19 protein-coding genes are annotated in these 18860 nt (G+C 62.7%); 2 read left to right on the forward strand and 17 right to left on the reverse strand.

Translation table 11 applies throughout. The features are described 5' to 3' along the window. The first annotated feature begins 43 nt into the window (after positions 1-43). Positions 44-826, forward strand: a complete 783-nt coding sequence (locus KUW62_RS02110) for a LytTR family DNA-binding domain-containing protein (protein WP_224813862.1) — start codon at positions 44-46, stop codon at positions 824-826. Here KUW62_RS02110 and pdeM read toward each other — a convergent pair. The 17 genes from pdeM to KUW62_RS02195 all read right to left on the reverse strand — a co-directional run bounded on the left by pdeM (position 823) and on the right by KUW62_RS02195 (position 17764). Further along, entirely contained in the window at positions 823-1488 is a 666-nt protein-coding gene (gene pdeM, locus KUW62_RS02115; RefSeq protein ID WP_224813863.1) for a ligase-associated DNA damage response endonuclease PdeM, read from the reverse strand. The genes KUW62_RS02110 and pdeM overlap by 4 nt on opposite strands. A 40-nt stretch (positions 1489-1528) precedes the next feature. Continuing rightward, positions 1529-3967: a ligase-associated DNA damage response DEXH box helicase gene (locus KUW62_RS02120; RefSeq protein WP_224813864.1), complete on the reverse strand. Its 2439-nt coding sequence runs from the start codon at positions 3965-3967 to the stop codon at positions 1529-1531. 103 nt (positions 3968-4070) lie between these two features. Beyond that, complete coding sequence (locus KUW62_RS02125) at positions 4071-4499, reverse strand: hypothetical protein (protein WP_224813865.1); 429 nt, start codon at positions 4497-4499, stop codon at positions 4071-4073. Then, positions 4499-5815, reverse strand: a complete 1317-nt coding sequence (locus tag KUW62_RS02130) for an ATPase (RefSeq protein WP_224813866.1) — start codon at positions 5813-5815, stop codon at positions 4499-4501. Before KUW62_RS02130 ends, KUW62_RS02125 begins: the two co-directional genes overlap by 1 nt. Before the next feature lie 74 nt (positions 5816-5889). Beyond that, entirely contained in the window at positions 5890-6399 is a 510-nt protein-coding gene (locus KUW62_RS02135) for a prepilin peptidase (protein WP_224813867.1), read from the reverse strand. A gap of 11 nt (positions 6400-6410) precedes the next feature. Further along, positions 6411-7256, reverse strand: coding sequence for a lipopolysaccharide assembly protein LapB (locus tag KUW62_RS02140; protein ID WP_224813868.1), 846 nt, complete (start codon positions 7254-7256; stop codon positions 6411-6413). Positions 7257-7319: 63 nt separating this feature from the next. Beyond that, complete coding sequence (locus KUW62_RS02145; RefSeq protein WP_370632828.1) at positions 7320-7886, reverse strand: tetratricopeptide repeat protein; 567 nt, start codon at positions 7884-7886, stop codon at positions 7320-7322. Between the two features lie 96 nt (positions 7887-7982). After that, positions 7983-8963, reverse strand: coding sequence for a type II secretion system F family protein (locus KUW62_RS02150; RefSeq protein WP_224813870.1), 981 nt, complete (start codon positions 8961-8963; stop codon positions 7983-7985). Between the two features lie 65 nt (positions 8964-9028). Then, positions 9029-9997 (reverse strand): type II secretion system F family protein, encoded by a 969-nt coding sequence (locus tag KUW62_RS02155; RefSeq protein WP_224813871.1) that lies wholly within the window; start codon positions 9995-9997, stop codon positions 9029-9031. A gap of 12 nt (positions 9998-10009) precedes the next feature. Further along, on the reverse strand, positions 10010-11476 hold the full coding sequence (locus tag KUW62_RS02160) for a CpaF family protein (protein WP_224813872.1): 1467 nt from the start codon (positions 11474-11476) through the stop codon (positions 10010-10012). Positions 11477-11480: 4 nt separating this feature from the next. Beyond that, entirely contained in the window at positions 11481-12743 is a 1263-nt protein-coding gene (locus tag KUW62_RS02165) for an AAA family ATPase (RefSeq protein ID WP_224813873.1), read from the reverse strand. A gap of 292 nt (positions 12744-13035) precedes the next feature. Beyond that, a complete protein-coding gene (locus tag KUW62_RS02170) occupies positions 13036-13683 on the reverse strand; it encodes an OmpA family protein (RefSeq protein ID WP_224813874.1) in 648 nt (215 codons plus the stop codon). An 11-nt stretch (positions 13684-13694) separates the two neighbouring features. After that, positions 13695-15098 (reverse strand): type II and III secretion system protein family protein, encoded by a 1404-nt coding sequence (locus KUW62_RS02175; RefSeq protein WP_224813875.1) that lies wholly within the window; start codon positions 15096-15098, stop codon positions 13695-13697. Positions 15099-15332: 234 nt separating this feature from the next. Continuing rightward, positions 15333-16151, reverse strand: a complete 819-nt coding sequence (gene cpaB, locus KUW62_RS02180; RefSeq protein ID WP_224813876.1) for a Flp pilus assembly protein CpaB — start codon at positions 16149-16151, stop codon at positions 15333-15335. A gap of 204 nt (positions 16152-16355) precedes the next feature. Next, positions 16356-16592, reverse strand: coding sequence for a hypothetical protein (locus tag KUW62_RS02185; RefSeq protein WP_224813877.1), 237 nt, complete (start codon positions 16590-16592; stop codon positions 16356-16358). 281 nt (positions 16593-16873) lie between these two features. Further along, positions 16874-17101, reverse strand: a complete 228-nt coding sequence (locus KUW62_RS02190) for a Flp family type IVb pilin (RefSeq protein WP_224813878.1) — start codon at positions 17099-17101, stop codon at positions 16874-16876. A gap of 435 nt (positions 17102-17536) precedes the next feature. Then, a complete protein-coding gene (locus KUW62_RS02195) occupies positions 17537-17764 on the reverse strand; it encodes a Flp family type IVb pilin (protein WP_224813878.1) in 228 nt (75 codons plus the stop codon). A 261-nt stretch (positions 17765-18025) separates the two neighbouring features. Here KUW62_RS02195 and KUW62_RS02200 point away from each other — a divergent pair, with 261 nt between their 5' ends. Continuing rightward, positions 18026-18853 (forward strand): lytic transglycosylase domain-containing protein, encoded by an 828-nt coding sequence (locus KUW62_RS02200; RefSeq protein ID WP_224813879.1) that lies wholly within the window; start codon positions 18026-18028, stop codon positions 18851-18853. The last annotated feature ends 7 nt before the right edge of the window (positions 18854-18860 follow it).

Genomic DNA, 18860 nt, shown 5'->3' on the forward strand with positions numbered 1-18860 from the left:
TATGGTTTCGGCCAGCGACCCAAGACCAAAAGCCAAAACACTCATGACGATCAAGACCGCAGGCGTGCCCCAGCTGACATACCAGGATTGGGGCATTCGGATCGCAATCGCAGCCATTGCCAGCCTTCTCTCTGCCCTTGTCGGGCCATTCACGACGTATGAGCAGTTCAGCTTTGTCCAACGGCTCCTGTATTGGGGCGGGCTGATCATGGGGCTGATCGTTCCCGCCTGCTATATCCGCAAGGCCGTGTTTGCCCTGGTGCCGGGGCAGATGGTTTGGGTCGACTCGCTGGCGGCGTTTGCGATTGCCCTTTGCCTTGGTCCACCGGTCTGGGCGTTCAATGCGTTCTTCATGGAATTCGATGTCGCAACGCCGATCGCGCTGATCGAGCATGTCGTGATTGTCTGGGTCATCTGCCTGATGCCGGTTCTGGTTCGGATCTACATGCGGCGCGGTGCCGAGCGGGTGGAGGGGCATGGCGCCCCCGATGACACGACAGAGCGTCCCTTGCCCACGTTCCTGCGCCGACTGGACCCGGAGATCCGCGGCGACGTGCAATCGGTGTCCGCGAACGACCGGCAATTGACGGTCACGACCGACAAGGGCACGGGCATTCTTCGGATGCGGTTCGCCGACGCGCTTGAGGAATTGTCAGAACTGGCGGGCGCTCGCATTCACAGATCCCACTGGGTCGCGCTGGCGGCCATTCAATCGGTGGAGCCGGTGGGACGCCGCCACGCCGTGACTTTGAAGACGGGAACCGTCCTTCCCGTCAGCCAGAATGGTCTGGCCCCGTTGCGAGAGGCCGGTTGGGTCGAGGATTAGCGCGGCATCGGTAAGGCGACGGGGCTGGGTCCCAGCAAGATGGCCTGCGCGTTTTCCGCCATGAGCGCGGACAACTCCGGCTGATGACAGAACAATCCGCCGGTATAGGTGCCATAAGCGGGAAGGATGATGCGTTGCGCGTCCACCAAGAGGCAGCGCCGCGTAATCGCGCCACCGCGCACCGGCACGCGCGCCTTTGGATGGTAATGCCCCGACACTTCCCCCGCTGCCCCGGAAGGCGTCGCGATGTGGCGGAAGACAAGCGGTCCCAGTGCAAGCTCTGCCAGATGCTCTCCGCCGATATCGACCGGTCCGGGATCGTGGTTGCCTTCGATCCAGATCCAACGGCGTCCGGCCATCGCGGGGGCGAGCCGCTCCGCGACAGCGGACCCGGTCGCGCGGGCGGCGGCCAGATCATCGAAGCTGTCGCCAAGGCAGATCACGGTGCGCGGGGTTGTGCGCGCAACGTCCGCCAGCAGGCGGTCCAGCGTTTCCACCACCTCATAGGGGGGCAACATCGGACCACCGCGCCGCGCCATGCGTTCCGACTTGCCCATATGCAGATCGCTGACAATCAGCACACCTTCGTCGCGCCAGTGGAGCGCACCCGACGGGAGTGCCGCAAGCGCCGCGCCGCGGAAAGTGAAGGGAAGGTCGTTCATGTTTCGTTCATAGTCCCGCAAGGCGGCGCGGCGCAAGGCATCACGCAGGCTGCGCGCCAAATTCCAGACCTGCGGTTGTCATCAGGCGCTCCGCCTCCTCCGCCAGCAGGCGCTCGTTGGCAAGGCCCTTGATCGGCACCCGGCTGGGTTCAAGGAAAAGCGGCGCGGCAAGCGGCGTGACGCGGGTCAGGATGCGGTGGTCGATCCGGTCGCCGATGCGGGCCAACATGCCCTCGATCCTGCCGAAATCCACCATGCCGCGCATCGCCTCGTTCCGGGTGATTTCCAGCATCACGTGGTTCGGGTCGTATTTGCGCAAGGTGTCATAGAGGATGTCGGTGGAAAATGTCGCCTGTCGCCCGGTCTTGCGCTTTCCGCCGGGCAGCGAGCGGTCCACAAGGCCCGCAATGATCGCGCTACCTTTGAAGGTCTTCTTCATCACGGCGTTGTCGGCCAGCCATCTCTCCATCGTTTCCAACAGGTTGTCGCGGGAAAACAGCGGGCGGACGTCGTCCACCTGGTCCAGCCCCCAGATTAGGGTGGCATAATCCGTCGCAACGAAGCCCATCGGGTTCAGCTTCTGCTCCTCCATCCGCTGCGTCAGCAACAGGCCAAGGGTCTGCTGCGCGTTACGCCCGGCAAACCCGTAGGCGACCAGGTGTTCGCGCCCGTCATGGGGGAAGCTTTCCACGAGAAGACGGTCCTTTTCCGGCAATTGCGACACGTCCCGTTGCAGCTTCAGCCAATCGCGGGTGTGCTGGGGAAGCTCGGGCCAATCGTCTTGCCGGAACATGGTCAGGATGCGGTCGCTCAGCTGGGTGGACGTAGCGAACTTGGTGCCCATGAAAGTGGCGATCTTGGGCTTTTCGTAGGGGGTTCGGCTGACCTCCACAGTCATTTCGCGCATCCCCTCGTAGCGCACGATCTGGCCGCCGATCAGGAACGTGTCCCCCTTGCGCAGGGTGGAGGCGAAGTATTCCTCCACCTCGCCCAAGGGTTTGCCGCCCCGGTTTCGTTGGTAGCGGACGGCCATCTTGTCGGCATCGACGATGGTGCCGATATTCATGCGGATGCGCGCCGTGGCACGGGGGTCGCGCAGGCGATACACGCCCCCGTGCTCGATCAGCCGCTGCCATCGGTCATAGGCGCGGAGCGCGTAGCCGCCAGTTGCCGCGAAATCGAGGCAACGGTCGAAGGTGGCGCGCGGCAGGTCGGCATAGGCGCCCGCCGTGATGACCTCGGCGTAGAGATCGTCGGCGGTGAAGGGCCCGGCACAGGCGCGGATCAGGATGTGCTGGCAGAGCACGTCAAGGGGGCCGGTATGGTCCGTGTCCCCGTCAAGCGTCTGCTCCCGCACCGCTTGCAGGGCCGCGACACATTCAATGACCTCGAACCGGTTTGCAGGCACGATCAGGGCCTTGGACGGCGCGTTGTAGCGGTGATTTGCGCGCCCAATCCGCTGTACCAGCCGCTTGACGTTCTTCGGCGCGCCCACCTGGATCACCAGATCCACATCCCCCCAGTCAATGCCGAGGTCGAGCGAACCGGTGCATACAATGGCCTTCAGATCGCCGTTCACCATGGCCTGTTCCACCTTTTCCCGCTGTTCGCGGGCGAGGGCGCCGTGGTGGATGCCGATGGGGATTTGATCCTCGTTGGCGAGCCAGAGGTGGTGGAAATACAGCTCCGCCTGGGCCCGGGTGTTGTGGAAGATCAGGGTCGTATTGTGGGCCTTCACCTGCTCCAGTACGGCCGGGATGGAATACTTGCCGCCGCCGCCAGACCACGGCGGCGGAGTGTCGATCCGCAGCATGGAGATGTCGGGATCGGGGCCGGGATCGGCCTGCAGGATCGTGCAGGGATCGGGGTTCTTGGCGAGGATGCGGGCAATCGCCTCCGGGTCTTCCACCGTGGCGCTCAACCCCACGCGTCGCAGGTCGGGGGCCAGGGTGCTGAGCCGGGAGAGTGCCAGCATCAACTGGTCGCCGCGCTTGCTTTCGCTGAGCGCATGAATCTCGTCGACGATCACCCGCTGCAGGCCTGCGAAGGTGCGATGCGCATCCTCGTAACTTGTTAATAATGCGAGGCTTTCCGGCGTGGTCAACAGGATGTGGGGCGGGTCGGCGCGCTGCCGTTTCTTGCGGCTCGATGGCGTGTCGCCGGTCCGATCCTCGACCCGGATCGGCAGCCCCATCTCCTCCAACGGGCCGGTGAGGTTGCGCTTGATGTCGGCGGCGAGCGCCTTGAGCGGACTGATATAAAGCGTGTGAATGCCCTCGTGATTTCCGTCCGCAAGCTCCGCCAATGTGGGTAGAAATCCGGCCATCGTCTTGCCGCCTCCGGTCGGTGCGATGAGGAGTTGGCAAGGCTGGTCCGCCAGCGCCAGCATCTCGCGCTGATGGGGGTGAATGGACCAGCCGCGGGCGGCAAACCAGCCTTCGATCTGAGGCGGGAGGGCAGGGGGGGCGAGCGTGTCCATGCCCGGAAGATAGGGCGAAAATCGGGATATAGAACCGGTATAGGTGCGGTATAGGTCTGGTATATATTCTCGATATGACCCTGATCGCACGTTTGGACCGGTGTCAAACGGGGATAGCGTTCGACTTAGTCATTATCTCTACCAGCGTGGATAGCATCCGGTTGGATTGCGAAAGCGTCTGCCGCTGATCTGGTGCGTACCGCACGACCAGATATTCGCGATTGTCCGACATCCACTTCAGGTGCTCCGACGTCTTCTTTCGCAAACGCAAGACGTCCGCGAAACCGGTGTGCCATAGCTCATGGTGTCGGCCACGAATTTTGGCGGCGGGTTCGCCGCGGAACCTGAGATAAGCGTTCAGGTAAAGTTCGATCGAGTGGATGGCGCAAAGCCGGGCTGGCAATTGCCATTCCCCGCCGACCATGTGCTGCGCTTGACCGAAAAGATGAGACGCCGCGTTGTAGTAAATGCCAGCGAGCTCGTAAATTTCGTACGGGGACGCATCCGCACCCGGATACGGTGCGCCGTCCATCAATGCACGATTTTCTCTTCCTTGACGTAGAGATTTTCCCATGCGCGGTCGATGAATTCGGGGCGCATCTGGTAGTCGATCCCCTCGAAATCGCAGATCGCTCGGATTTGATCGCACAGGAACACCGGGTGGTAGTTGGCGTAGATATTGTCGATCGTGGGGTATTTCGTCTTGAGCATGTGGATCAGCGATGCCTCGTCCAGCGGGATGCCCTTCTTCTTCGCGACCATGGCGAAGATTTTCAGGAACTGCTCCTGGTTCGGGCCGTCGATCTTCACCTTGAAGAAGATACGGCGCAGGGCGGCCTGGTCGAAGATCTCGTTGGGATGGAAGTTGGTCGAGAACACGACGAGCGTATCGAACGGCACCTCGAACTTCTCGCCCGATTGCAGGGCGAGGATGTCGTAATTGACCTCCATCGGGACAATCCAGCGGTTGATCAACGCCTGGGGCGGTTCTTCCTGTCGGCCAAGGTCATCCACGATGAAGACGCCGCCGGTGGATTTCAGTTGCAGTGACGCCTGATAGGTGCGGCTGACCGCGTTGTAGTTGAGGTCCAGCATCGCCAGGGACAATTCACCACCGGTCATCACCGTGGGGCGCGTACACAGCAGGTAGCGCGTGTCGAACCGCGCGGCGTTCTTGCGAAGCGGGCTTTGTTCGGCGCTGTCTTCCTGTTTGACCGGCGTGTGGACGATCGGGTCGAAGACGGTGATGACCTGACCGGCATAGGCCAACGCGTGGGGGACATAGATGTTGTCGCCCATCGCGGCACGGATGCCTTCGGCGATGGAGGATTTACCGTTGCCGGGGGGGCCGTACATCAGAACCGAGCGGCCCGACCCCACGGCTGGCCCAAGCTGGTCGATCAGACCGTCGGGCAGGATCAGGTGGCCCATGGAGGCTTCCAGCATGTCACGGGTCAGCTTGATGTCGCGGATCGACTGGCGCTTGACCTGGATCTTGTAATCCTCAAGCGGGATCGGCATCGGGCCGTAATATTCGGACTGAGACAGGGCATCGAGGGCGCGGGCCTTGCCGCCATCGGTCAGCTGAAAGCCCATCTCGCTTGACGAGGTCGCGTGAAGCGTGCCGGTGGCTTGTAACAGGTTCATTTCCCGCAGCATGTCGATCAACTGCGTGGTCAGCGGAATGGGCAGGCAGATCGCCTTGGCGATTTCGGAGGCCTGTTCGACATTCTTGCGGAAGATCGTCTTGAGCAGGATGTCCCGCATCATCACGATTGTCAGCCCGGTGTCTTCCAGTTTGCGCAGCGCGGGCGGGGCGAAACCGGGATCAGTGACCTGCATGTTCATGCGCGTAATCTCCGCTCAATAAAACCTGGCGCAGTCTGCCCCCGGAATGGGGCAGAGATTTGTCGGTTTCGGGCTTAAAGCCCGGTGCTCAGCCCCATTGCGAGATAAATCGCCAGCGCGCCACCCAGGGCCACGCCCATCGGGAACAATTTGCCCTGTTCCCACGATGTCCAGTGGGGCGTTGCCCGGCGCACGGCCGGCACGCGGCGCGCGCCTTGGTGCATCGCGTAGGTGCCGATGAGGACAAGGCTGAAGAGGGCGAGGAACAGCAGGTAATCGGCGGGCACGATAAAGGGTGCCATGGCGGCGGCGAATTTCGCGTCCCCCGCACCGATCAGGCCGAGCGACGTGATGATGAAGCCCGCAACAAGCACGATGGCCAACGCGGCCAACCGCCAGAGATAGGCGTCGAGCGGCAGCACGAAGAGGCCCGTCACGACGAAGACACCGGTCAGGGCCAGCACCGCGACGTTGGGGATGCGCATCTGCCGCAGGTCCGACAAGGCGACCCAAACGCAAATCGGGAACGCGAGGGGGAAGAACCAAAGCGCCTCCGTGAAAGTCAGGGACAGGGTCGAAAGCATCTCAAACCTCCTTACGCTTCAAGGGCGCGCAGGGCCGTGACCGCCGCTTCGAAATGCTGCGGATGGGTGTCGATCGCTTCATTGAGAAGGCCACGCCCGGTATCCACTTCGCCCTGCCGGATCGCGGCCAGTGCGGCGGTATGGAGCAATTGCGCGCGTTCGGTCTGGGTCATGTTGACGAGGGGAAGCTGGTAATTGCCCTGTGCCGCGCGGGCGAGGACAAGGTTGTTCTTGGCGGTAAACAACTCCGGATCGTAGGAGATCGCGCGCAGGAAAAGCTCCTCCGCGCCGGGGTAATCGCCGCGGGTCAGGTGCGAATAGCCCCAGTTGTTGTAGACGTTGGCGGGCCGTGTGGTGAGGCCGGCGGCGGTTTCATAGAAGCTGTCGGCGCGGTCCCATTCTTCTTCGCTGTCGGCGATCATCGCCTCCAGCCGGTAGCGTTCATAGGTCTCGAACGTGGGCGGGATCGCATTGAGCTGCGCCTGCGCCCCGTCCCAATCGCCGGTGCGGATCAAGGCATCGGCATAATCTACGCGGTCCTGTTCCATGGCGGCATCATGGGCCACAACCCCTTGCCAAACCGTCAACGATTCCGCAGCACGTCCGGCGCGCACGAGGCTGGTGGCCAACCCGCGTTGCAGGTCGATGCGCTCGCCATCTTCGGCGGCCGCCCGGCGGAAGTAATTCACCGCCTCGTCCGGGGCGGCGGCGTTCAGCATGATGTCCGAGAGGTTGGATTCGTCGATCACGTTAAGTGGATCGAGCGCGCGTTCGACATCGGCTTCCGTGGTGCTGTTGCACGCTGCAACGGCAAGGACGGCAACAGCCGCCGGGGCGAACCGGAGGGTACGTTTCATGCTCTGCCTCATTCATTTGGCACGATCTTGTCGCCGTGCCTTCATGTATTTTTGTCCCGGAGCCTATCCTGCGGTGGTCAGCGTGTAACGCCCTCCACCCCGACGGATCAGCCCGGGCCGATTTTGCTCATTACCTTCATCATATACCTGATTTTCCATTCGCGCTATCGCGAGGCGCAGGTTGTCGCGAATCGTTTCCGATCCGCCACTATCCAATGCGAAGGCCTGTTCCAGAATACGCCGTGCTTCGCCGTATTCCCCTTGTTCTATGAGGGTTGCGCCCAGATTGTTGAGGGCAGGGACAAAGCCGTCATCCTCGGCCAAGGCGGCGCGAAATTGGTCTTCGGCCTGTCCCAGGCGCCCCAGCGCGAGGTTCGCGGCCCCGATCGCGGTCAGAAGATCGACGTTCACGCCATCCTCCGCCCCGGCGCGGTAATAGGCCCTGAGCGCCAGCTCAAACTCGCCCGCATCCATCAGACGGTCGCCGACGACCATGCCGTCGATGCCTTCCTCCAACTCTCCCACACCCTCGGGCGCGTCCAGCCCTTCGAACCCGGTATCGAGACGCGGCGTGCCGTTACAGGCCGCAAGGGCCATCAGGAGTGGAAGAAGGACGTGCGGGCGCACCACCGGCCTCGTGTGGTTTGGAACTGCTCGGGCGCCAGCATAGTCGATGCGGGCGCCCGGTGTCGTTAACAATCTTCGAGGTCGGCGCGGTCGCCGCGATCAGCTGCCGCCCAGGTCGGTGGCGATGCCGTAGATCGAGGGTCCGATCAGGATGATCAGGAGCGGCGGCACACAGAAGAGCATCGTGAAGAGCGTCAGCTTCGTGGGCAGCTTGTTGGCCTTTTCCTCGGCCCGCAGAACCCGCTTGTCCCGCATTTCGGATGCGTAGACCCGCAACGCCTCGGCCACAGACGTGCCGAACGTGGCCGACTGGATCAGCGTGGTGATGAAGGAGTTCACGTCCTGGATGCCGACCCGTTCGCCCATGTCGCGCAGGACCTTGGTCTTGTCCTTGCCGGCTTTCATCTCGTAGCTCACGATCTCGAATTCCTCGGCCAGCGGGGGATAGGACGCCTTGATCTCGCGAGCCACCTTGATGATGGCCTGGTCAAGCGATTGGCCCGCTTCCACGCAGACCAACATCAGGTCAAGCGCGTCGGGAAAACCGGAATTGATCTGATCCTCGCGCGTCTGGATGCGCTTGGTGATCCAGTATTTCGGGGCGTAGTAGCCGACGAAGCCGGGGATAATGACCATGAGGACGGAATTCTGCGCCGATCCGCCGCCGCCCGACACCATGACGTAAAGCGTGCCGAGGATCAGGCCGCCGATGCCAAGGGCGAGCTTGGCGAAGTTGAACATCTGGATCGAGGATTTGGAGCGATAGCCCGCCCGGATCATCTGAAGCTGGGTTGCGGACAACTCCTCCTCATCCTGGGGTTCGAGGTACTGGGCGAAACGGTCCAGCTTCTCGTTCTTGCCGCCAAGGCGCAGGCGGTCGCGCTTGCCGTCTGTCGTGCCGTCGCCACGGGATTCGCGCAGTTTCTTGTAGGGGTCCTTGGATTTCTTCATCACCGTCGGGATGGCGATGAGAACCAGCAGAACGCCCAATCCGCCCACGGCGATCAGGGGGCCGAGTTCGCCCAACTGCTCCACCAGGAAGGCGTTGAGCTTCTCAATCATACCGCGAATGAATTCCATCGGACTGCTCTTTCTACTTGGGGGCCTTCGCTGCCCCCTTTCATTTCGGCGCGCGGACCCGCGCGTTACACTTTGATGTTCACCAGCATCCGCATGATGACCATGTTGAGGCCAAGCATGACGGCCACCACGGCACAGGCGGGGATGAAGGCGGGGGTGTCGATCACCTCGGCGTAGTAATCGGGCTGCATGACATTGATGCCGATGAGCGCGAGGATCGGGAAAACCGACAGGAAGTTGCCGGACCACTTCGCCTCGGCCGTGATGGCCTTGACCTTGCGGAACAACTTGAAGCGGGCGCGGATCACGTCGGCGAGGCCTTGCAGGATCTCGGCCAGGTTGCCGCCCGATGTCTGCTGAATGCCCACGGCCACAGCGAGAAAGCGCATGTCCTGGAGGTCCAGTCGTTCAGCCATGGAACGGATTGATTCCGAGACGTCGCGGCCATAGGCGGCCTCATCGGCGATGATCCCCAGCTCCGACGCGATCGGGTCCGACATCTCGCGGCTGACCGTGTTGATCGCCGAAACGAAGGGATGACCCACGCGCAGCGAGCGCACCATCAATTCGACGGCGTCGGGCAATTGCTCCTCGATCAGGGCGATGCGCTTCTTGGCCTTGTTGTTGACCCAGACGAACACGCCGCCGACGCCGAAGACGATCGCGCACAGGATGCGCAGCGGCATGGATGCGCCTGTCAGGATGGTCAGCAAGAGAAACGCGAAGACCGCCACGCCCACCATCACAAGCATCAGCTGCTGCGGGGTAAACGCGATGTTCGCCTTCTGCGCCTTGTCAGCGATCAGCGTGTAGAAGGGCAGGGATATGGAGCCCTTGTGCTGGTCCATTTCCTTGCGGAGCTTGGCCAGGACGTCTTCGCGGGTCGATCCCTTCTCCAGCATGTTCAGGCGGCGGTTCACCCGCGCATTGAGGCTGATGGATTTTCCGAAGATCGCCAGATAGACCCCTTCGACCAGCATGATGATGCCGACGAAGATGCCGATATAGATCAATGGTTCAATGGACAGTTCCATGGGCGCGCGTCCTTATTGAGCGGCAATCGGTTCGTAGATCGCGTTGGGCAGATCGTAGCCCCACTGGCGGAACCGTTCGGAGTAATGGGAGCGGACGCCACAGGCCGTGAAGTGGCCTTGGATCGTACCATCGGGCATCAGGCCGGTGCGCTGAAAGCGGAACACCTCCTGCATCGAGATCACTTCCCCCTCCATCCCCGTCACTTCCGTGATGGAGACCATCCGGCGCGAGCCGTCTTGCAGGCGGGAGGCCTGCACGATCAGGTGCACGGCGGAGGAGATCTGGGCACGCACGGCCTTCAGCGGCATCTCGATACCGGCCATGGCGACCATGTTTTCAAGGCGCGAACAGGCGTCGCGCGCGTTGTTGGCGTGGATCGTGGTCATGGATCCGTCGTGGCCGGTGTTCATGGCCTGGAGCATGTCGATCACTTCCTCGCCACGCGTTTCCCCCACGATGATACGGTCGGGACGCATACGCAGGGCGTTCCTCAGACAGTCGCGCTGGGTCACGGCGCCCTTGCCTTCCACGTTGGGCGGGCGGGATTCCATGCGGCCCACATGGACCTGTTGCAGTTGGAGTTCGGCCGTATCCTCGATCGTCAGGATGCGTTCGGAATTGTCGATGAACGAGCTGAGCGCGTTGAGCGTCGTCGTTTTACCCGAACCCGTACCGCCGGAGACGATGACGTTCAGGCGGCAGGCCACGGCAGCCTGGATATACGCCGCCATCTCTTCCGAGAAAGCGCCGAATTTCACCAGGTCATCAATGCCCAGTTTCTCTTTCTTGAACTTACGAATGGAGACCAGCGAGCCGTCCACGGCCACCGGCGGCACCATCGCGTTGAAACGAGAGCCGTCTTTGAGGCGGGCGTCGACGTAGGGGTTCGATTCGTCGACGCGGCGACCCACGGCGGACACGATCTTGTCGATGATCCGCAGAAGGTGGCGTTCATCCTTGAAGCGCACGTCGCTGAGCGTGAGTTTACCGGCGCGCTCCACGAACACCCGGTTGGGACCGTTGACGAGGATATCGTTGACGCCATCGTCCTTGAGAAGCGGTTCCAGCGGGCCGAGGCCCGTGACTTCGTCGAACAATTCCACGTTGAGGGTCTGACGATCCTCGCGGTTGAGCACGACGCCCATCTCGGACAGCTGTTCGCTCGTGATGGCCGTGATCTCCGAGCGCAGCTCGGATTCCTTGGCGCCTTCGAGGGCGGACAGGTTGAGGTTGTCCAGAAGACGGTGATGCATCTCCGTCTTGATTTCATCGAGGCGCAGGCGGCGCTTCTTGTCCTTGTCGACCGCCGTTTCTTCCGCAGGCGTTGCCACGGGGGTGGCGGCGGTTGGTTTGCGGGCAACCTTCGGCGCGTGCGCATCGGGGCCGGGGGCGGCTTCAGGCTCGGGCGCGGCGGTCTTCTTGACCTCCGCGAGCGGTGCGACACCTGCCGCGGCGGACTTTTTATACTTTGAAAACATCTACTTACCCTTTTGCCTGGGTGTCAGACACCATGGCCTTGTACAAACCGTCGGACAGTTTCATGATCTCTTTGCGCAGGGGGTTTTTCTTGGCGGCTTCTGCCAAGGGCTCCCCGTTGTCGCCGGCCTGCATGACCAGCTTGCCGCCGTCGGGCAGCATGTTGGAGAAGGTGACGCCAAGGCTTTCGGCCATCTTTTTCATCCGGTTCTTGCCGTTGAGATCGGTCATGCCGGGCGCGCGGTTCAGGACGAACTGCACCTTTTCGAGGGGCAATTCCTCGGACCGGCAGGCCTTGATGAACCGCATCGCGTTCTGGGCCGAGCGCAGGTCAAGCTCCAGCGTAGTGAAGAACATGTCGGCGCGGTTGAGCACCGTTTCCGTCCACATCACGACGCTGCGCGGCATGTCGATGATGACGATGTCGAAGCATTCCGACGCGAGGTCCATGATCGCCGTGACCTCATCGGGGCCGATGATGTCGAGCGGGACGATTTCCGCCGGGGTCGTGAAGACCGACAGGCGATCTTCGAACCCGACCAGGGCCTGCTTGAACGCATCGACATCCATGTTCGTGGCGTCCTGGAGCAGCTCCAGCATGATTTCGCGTCGGGGCAGGTCCAGATATGTCGCGACCGAGCCGTGTTGCAGATCGAAGTCGATCAGGCAGACCGACGGCGGATTCTTCTTGTCGATATTGGCCAATTCCCACGCCATGTTCACGGCCAGGGTGGAGGCACCGGTGCCGCCGGCGAGGTTCTGGGTCGCGAAGATCGCGGCCTTCCCACCCAAACGCTGCCCGGTCACGGGGGCCGACGCCTCCGTCTGCTTGGCGGTCTGGAGCGGGGGCGGAGCCTCCGCCTCCTGCCGGATCTTCTCGATGGCGTCGTGGAGCGCGCCATCGGCAAGCGGGTAGGGGACGAAATCGTCCGCGCCCAAACGCAACAACTCTCTCAAGCCAGCCGTCGTGAGGTTCTCGGGGATCAGGATAACCTTGATGTCCTTGGCGCGGGCGGCGTTGATCACCTCTCCCACGCGGCCAAGGTCGGCTTCATCCTGTTCGCGCACCGCAAGGGCCACGAATTCAAGGCCGCCCGGTTCGAGCGCACCCATGAAATCGCGCGCTTCCTCGAAGCCCAGATCGCCCCAGGCTTCGCCCAGTTCCGTTTCCATGTCTTCGATCAGCAGACCGAAGTGATGAACGTTGCTAGATACCGTGCATGCCACGATTGGCGCAGGTTCGGATCGTAATGCCAGTCCGCTACTCATTCCTCAAATTCCCAATCTGCCCGGATTACCCGGATCCATTCATTTGACCCACGGTTGGCCTTGTTTGCTCGATCGGCCGATCCGTGGACCCACAAGTCGCGGCATGACGCCTGCCATACCGGTCCTTCCCGAAGATGAACGTGCCGGGGAAAAACGGCGAGAATGGGACCTAAAAAAGGGATTACGTTTACAATTCGCGGGCTATCGCTTGGTTATGGCCGGATCGCGAAACAAAGAAAAACCGCGCCAGGTGGGCCTGACGCGGTTGATTTTGTTGAGTTTTCGGGGCCTGTCAGCCGCCGGCAGGGGCCGCACCACCCGCACCGCCGCCGCGATAGGTGCGGTAGATGATTTCGGCGTAGCGCCCATCAAGCACCATGGGGTTATTGGCGACGAAGCCGGTCACTTCCGTGACGGTACGGCGATTCCTGACCTCCTGCCCCTCGGTTGGGACGATGGGCTGGGTTTCTCCGAGTGAGACGAGCGCCTCCAACCGATGGCGACTGATGCCCTGGCTCACCAGGTAGTTCACCGCCGCGCGCGCCCGGCGCAGGCCGAGGCGATGGTTGTAGGCCCGGCTGCCGACCGCATCGGTGTGCCCGTAGACCGAGAACCGAACCTCCGGGAAGTGGCGGATGAACTGCGCCTGCTGGCGAAGGATCGCCCGGGCGGTTTCATCCAACGCGGCCGAGTTGAAGGCGAAGTTGATGGTTGTCGGCACCTCCTCGGCGAAGCGCAGGCCCAGGGCTTCTGCATAATGCAGCTCCCCGTTGTGGAAGGCGATATTGCGCGCCGTGGGCTCGCCGAAGCTGCCTTCATCCAGGTGGCTGCCGAGGGGGCGGCCGGTTTCAACCGGGTTCCAGCTGCCGCAACCCGTCAAGATGAGCATGGCGCTGAGACCGAGGCCGAGGATGGCGGGGGAGCGAAGGGGTTTGGTCATCTGTCGTCTCCTCAATCCAGGACATAGCCGTAAGAGCCGGAGAAGTCCTGTTGGGCCACGTCGCCCGCGGGGGTTCCGGCGGCCGGTGCGGCACCGACCACGCTGCCCATGAAGAACAATTCCTGCTCGGTCGGGATGCGAACCCGGTCGGTCGGAAGGGCCAGCGCCTCCCCCCGGACGGGGCTCACGAGATGTGCCGTGACGATCAGGACCAGTTCCGATTGCGACCGCTGGTAGGAGGCCGAGCGGAACAGCGCGCCGAGGACCGGAAGATCGCCGAGCCATGGAACTTCGCCCACGGAATTGCGGAAATCATCCTGCAAGAGGCCCGCGATCGCGAAACTTTCGCCGTCCCGCATTTCCACCGTGGTGGAGGCGGAGCGGGTATTGACCGCAGGCGCGCCCGTGGCGGCAATGATCTCACCGATCGAGGAGATCTCGGCGCTCAGGCTGAGGTTGATGATGTCGTCGTCCACAACCGTGGGTGTGAAGGAGAGCTGGACACCGAAGGGCTTGAATTCGACGGTCGTGCCGCCGGATTCCGATTCCGTGGGGATCGGGAATTCGCCACCCGCCAGGAAATTCGCCGTCTGCCCGCTGAGTGCGGTCAGGTTCGGTTCGGCCAGCGTGCGGACCATGCCGTTGCTTTCAAGGGCTTCCAGCAGGATCGAAAGCTGAAGGCCACCGGCGGAGAAGCTGACGCCGAGCCCGCCGTTGCGACCCTGCAAACCGCCCGGCACGTCGAAACCGTTGCCCAATTGCGTTGCGCCGTTGAGGCTGCCGGTCCCGGTGCTTTGGCCGAAATTGCCGGCCGTGGCGCCGATCCCCAGGGACGTGGAGAGTTCCTGGCGGACGGTGCGCTGCATTTCGGCGAAACGCACCTGCAACATCACCTGCTGCGTGCCACCGACCATCATCAGGTTGGACACGCCGCCCGGTGCATAGCGTTCGGCCAGCGCCATGGCGCGGTCGACAACCTGGCTGGACCCGACGGTCCCCGAAAGGACGATGCCGTCATTGGCGGTGCGAACCTCGACCGGTTCACCGGGAAGGATTTCGCGCAGACGTTCGCGCAGTTCCGCGACATCGGGGACCACCTGGACCTCGACATTCGCGATCAGGGAGCCGTCGGCGCCAAGCAATGTCATCGTGGTGCGGCCCGGCGCGCGGCCCAAAACGTAGATCGACCGTTCCGAGAGTGTTGCGATGTCCGCGATCATCGGGTTCGCCACCGAAAGTTCGGCGAACAACATTTCACTTTCCACCACGACGGCGCGGTTCATCGGAACGCGCAAGGTGCCGGTGCTTTCGCCTTCGACGACGCGAAGCGCCTGGGCCTCAGCCGGGGCGGTGGGTTGAAAAAGAAGTGTGGCGCAGCCCAGAAGGCAAGCGCGCAAAAAACCTGTCATGCTCATGTTGTGACCTGCCTCTATGTCACGGAATGGGCGTTGTCCTTATGGCCGCCCTTGGCCGCAATGTGCCTCAAATTACTTTTTCGGGCAAGAATCATTGTGTTGTGGGCCAAAGCTCATGTGCCATATCGAACACGGTCGGTGATTTATCCACATGAAAAACGCGCCCCGAAATCGTCAGGGCGCGTTTGAAATCATGTGGATAAGTGCTGTGGATAACTTGGGCCGGTCGGGCCTTCAGTTGACGCAAGGCACCTGCGTGATGATCACGTCAGCGCCACGGCGATTGCGCACGGTGCACACTTCGGGGCCCTCAGCGATGATTTCGACATCGCCCAGAAGTTCGCTGGTGGACACCTCGACCGTCTCGCTTTCCGTGATGTCCCCGACGCCCACAAGGGCAAGGGTGAGGGAGCCGGTCGACTGCGCCTGGGTCAGGGCCGCCACGTCCTCGGGGCGGGCGGTGACGGTGATGGTGCGTGCGATGGTGGGGTTGTTGCGCTGCTCATCCGCGATCTGGTCGACGGCGATGAGTTGGACGTTGGCGCGGATCAGGCGCGTCACGCCTTCGCCGCTGCGGCCGGTTCCGGTCCAGTAGATGTCGACGCGGTCGCCGGGGCGCAGGAAGCCCGACACGCCCGAGCTGACGTCGACACGCAGGGCGAGGGCGCGCATGCCCTCTTCCAGGCGGGAAGCGACGCCCGCATCCTCACCCGGCGCGGTGACCTTGGCCAGGAGAACGGGCTCGTCCTGTTCCATGATCCGCACCACGGTGCGCAATTCGTCATTCTCGGGGAACAATTCCTCGATGGATGTGAAGGCGCCGAACGGCACGTGTTCGGCGGGCCAACGGATCAGGCTCACATCATCTTCGGTCAGGGTCTCGCCATACCGGACCTGACGATTGACGACGACCACCTGGGTCGTGGGCAGAATTGCGTTGCGCTGCTCGGCCAGGGCCGTCTGATATTGGTCGAAGCGATCCTTGGCGATCGACACGGCAAAGCCTGCCAGACCGACGCCAACGGCCAGAACCAAGATAAATACGATACGCATGTCACCCACCTCTTAAAAATCCCTTCGTGCCGAGACGATCTCGGCAACAAAGCTGGTTACACTCGATCTTTGTGTCCTGGAAATCGGGCAAAAACATGGTCATCCGGCGGAAAGTCAGCGGCGGCGGAGACCAAAATGGACGCCGCCGCACCCGGTTTCGGAGCGCGGCGGCGAGATCCGGAGAGCCCGTGCGGGCCGACAGGATCAGGGGGTCGGCGCGACCGTGTCGGTGAACACCGTGTTGTTGGCGAACGGATCGTTCAGCGGATCGGTGTCGGCGAGCGACTGGCCGATATCGTTGGACAGGTTCTCGACCCCGCCGGAGACGACGGAAATCACCGCCAGACCCAGGCCGACAAGTGCTGCGGTCAGGACGACCCAGTCGACGGTAACGGCGCCGGATTCGTCCGACAGGAAGTTTTTGAAGTGAGACAGAGCCATGATTGGACCCCCTTGTATTTGTTTGAATGGGACAATCCGCCGATCCGCGACGGGATCAGGCGGGGCGCTTTCTGCACCGGCGTTCTTTGGACGCGTGACGCTGTTTTCACGACTTGGCGGGGCAGGAATGTGGCAATGCGGGGTCTGCCACCGCCCGTTTCGATCAAGGTTGAATCGATTTGGCGGGGAAGTGTTCGGGCATTGCGCCGCCTCAAACGAAAACCGCCGCGCCCGTTGCGGGGCGCGACGGCTCGATCCTTGGCCAATGAAGGCCGGGAGGATTAGGGGGTCGGCGTGACCGTGTCGGTGAAGACCGTGTTGTTGGCGAACGGATCCGTCAGCGGATCGGTGTCGGCCAGCGACTGACCGATGTCGGTGGACAGGTTCTCAACACCGCCGGACACGACCGACATAACGGCCAGGCCCAGGCCCACGAGGGCGGCGGTCAGAACAACCCAGTCAACCGTGACGGCGCCGGATTCGGATTTGATGAAGTTTGCGAGGTTCATGTCAGTATCTCCAGTTTAACATGTCGTGTTCAAGTTCGTTTCCAGGTGTCCGGGGCGAGGTCGTTCCTGACCCCGTGTCCCTGTGACAAGGAGAGGTATGGCGGCCAATCGGGGCGCGATTGGGGCGGTCCAAAGAACTTTGTGCGAATTCTAGCGGGTTGTTTTGTGGCCATTGCGATCGCGGGTTTCTCGGGCCCGTCACGAACGGCAGACGTCGTAACGCCGTTCCAGCAAGACGTTTCGCCGAGGAACGCGCGCGGCGCGATGGGTGCCGAAGTCGGGTCCGGTATCGGTCGCGTTTGCTGCTGGGCGAGGCCTGTCCGAATTTCCGGCCCGACACGCTCCCGACCGAACGGAGCGCCGCCTCAAACGAAAACCGCCGCGCCCGTTGCGGGGCGCGGCGGCTCGATCCTTGGCCAATGAAGGCCGGGAGGATTAGGGGGTCGGCGTGACCGTGTCGGTGAAGACCGTGTTGTTGGCGAACGGATCCGTCAGCGGATCGGTGTCGGCCAGCGACTGACCGATGTCGGTGGACAGGTTCTCAACACCGCCGGACACGACCGACATAACGGCCAGGCCCAGGCCCACGAGGGCGGCGGTCAGAACAACCCAGTCAACCGTGACGGCGCCGGATTCGGATTTGATGAAGTTTGCGAGGTTCATGTCAGTATCTCCAGTTTAACATGTCGTGTTCAGGTTCGTTTCCAGGTGTCCGGGGCGAGGTCGTTCCTGACCCCGTGTCCCTGTGACAAGGAAAGGTATGGCGGCCAATCGGGGCGCGATTGGGGCGGTCCAAAGAACTTTGTGCGAATTCTAGCGGGTTGTTTTGTGGCCGCCGGGCGGGCATTCTTCCGCAAGGTTCAACAAAACAAGGCGGCATAGACCGCGGATGCTGAACCAAGGCGCAGTAATGACAGGTGATCCATGGACCATGTGATCTATAGGGCGGTGCTTTTGGCCGCTTTGACGGCGTGGCCACTGGCCGCGCAGGAGACGGGTATCCGGTTCGTCGGCGTCCCCCGTGCGGGTGATGACGGGCCGCGCATCAACATTCAGGTCACCGCCGATGACATGGAACGCCAGGCGGGCCGCGACCGGGCCGGGTCGGACCCGGCCGTGCCAGCAGACGTCGCGGCCGTCGTGGCAGACGTCTTGGATAATGACAGCGCGTCGGGGTGGTTCTGGTCCACCGTCTCCGCGCAGATGCCCGCGGACCCCGCGCGCTTCTGGGCCGCGCAAGAGCATATCAGCGCGGCGCCGGAGGCCGCCGGCCTGGGTGCGCCGAGGCTCGATACCGTGACACGCATCGCCGCCGCCCACGGGCGCGACATCCTGGCCGCGACCATCGGCACCGATATCTCCCCCGCATTCGCGCTGGCGGTCATTGCCGCGGAAAGCGCGGGCCGGGCCGATGCCATCAGCGGTGCCGGGGCGCAGGGCCTGATGCAGTTGATCCCCGCGACCGCGGAACGCTTCGGTGTGGAGGACGCGATGGACCCGGTCCAGAATATCGAAGGCGGCGTGGCCTACCTTGATTGGTTGATGGACGAATTCGACCGCGACCCGATCCTTGTCCTCGCGGCCTACAATGCGGGGGAGGGGGCCGTGACGCGCGCGGGCGGTGTTCCGAATTACGATGAGACGCGGACCTATGTGCCGCGGGTGCTTGCGGCCTGGGCGCTTGCGCGCGGCTTGTGCCTGACCCCGCCGGACCTTGTGTCGGACGGGTGCGTCTTCGGAGTCATGGAATAGGCGGGAC

Origin of the sequence: Hasllibacter sp. MH4015 (genome assembly GCF_020177575.1) — a bacterium.
Classification (GTDB): Bacteria; Pseudomonadota; Alphaproteobacteria; order Rhodobacterales; family Rhodobacteraceae; genus Gymnodinialimonas.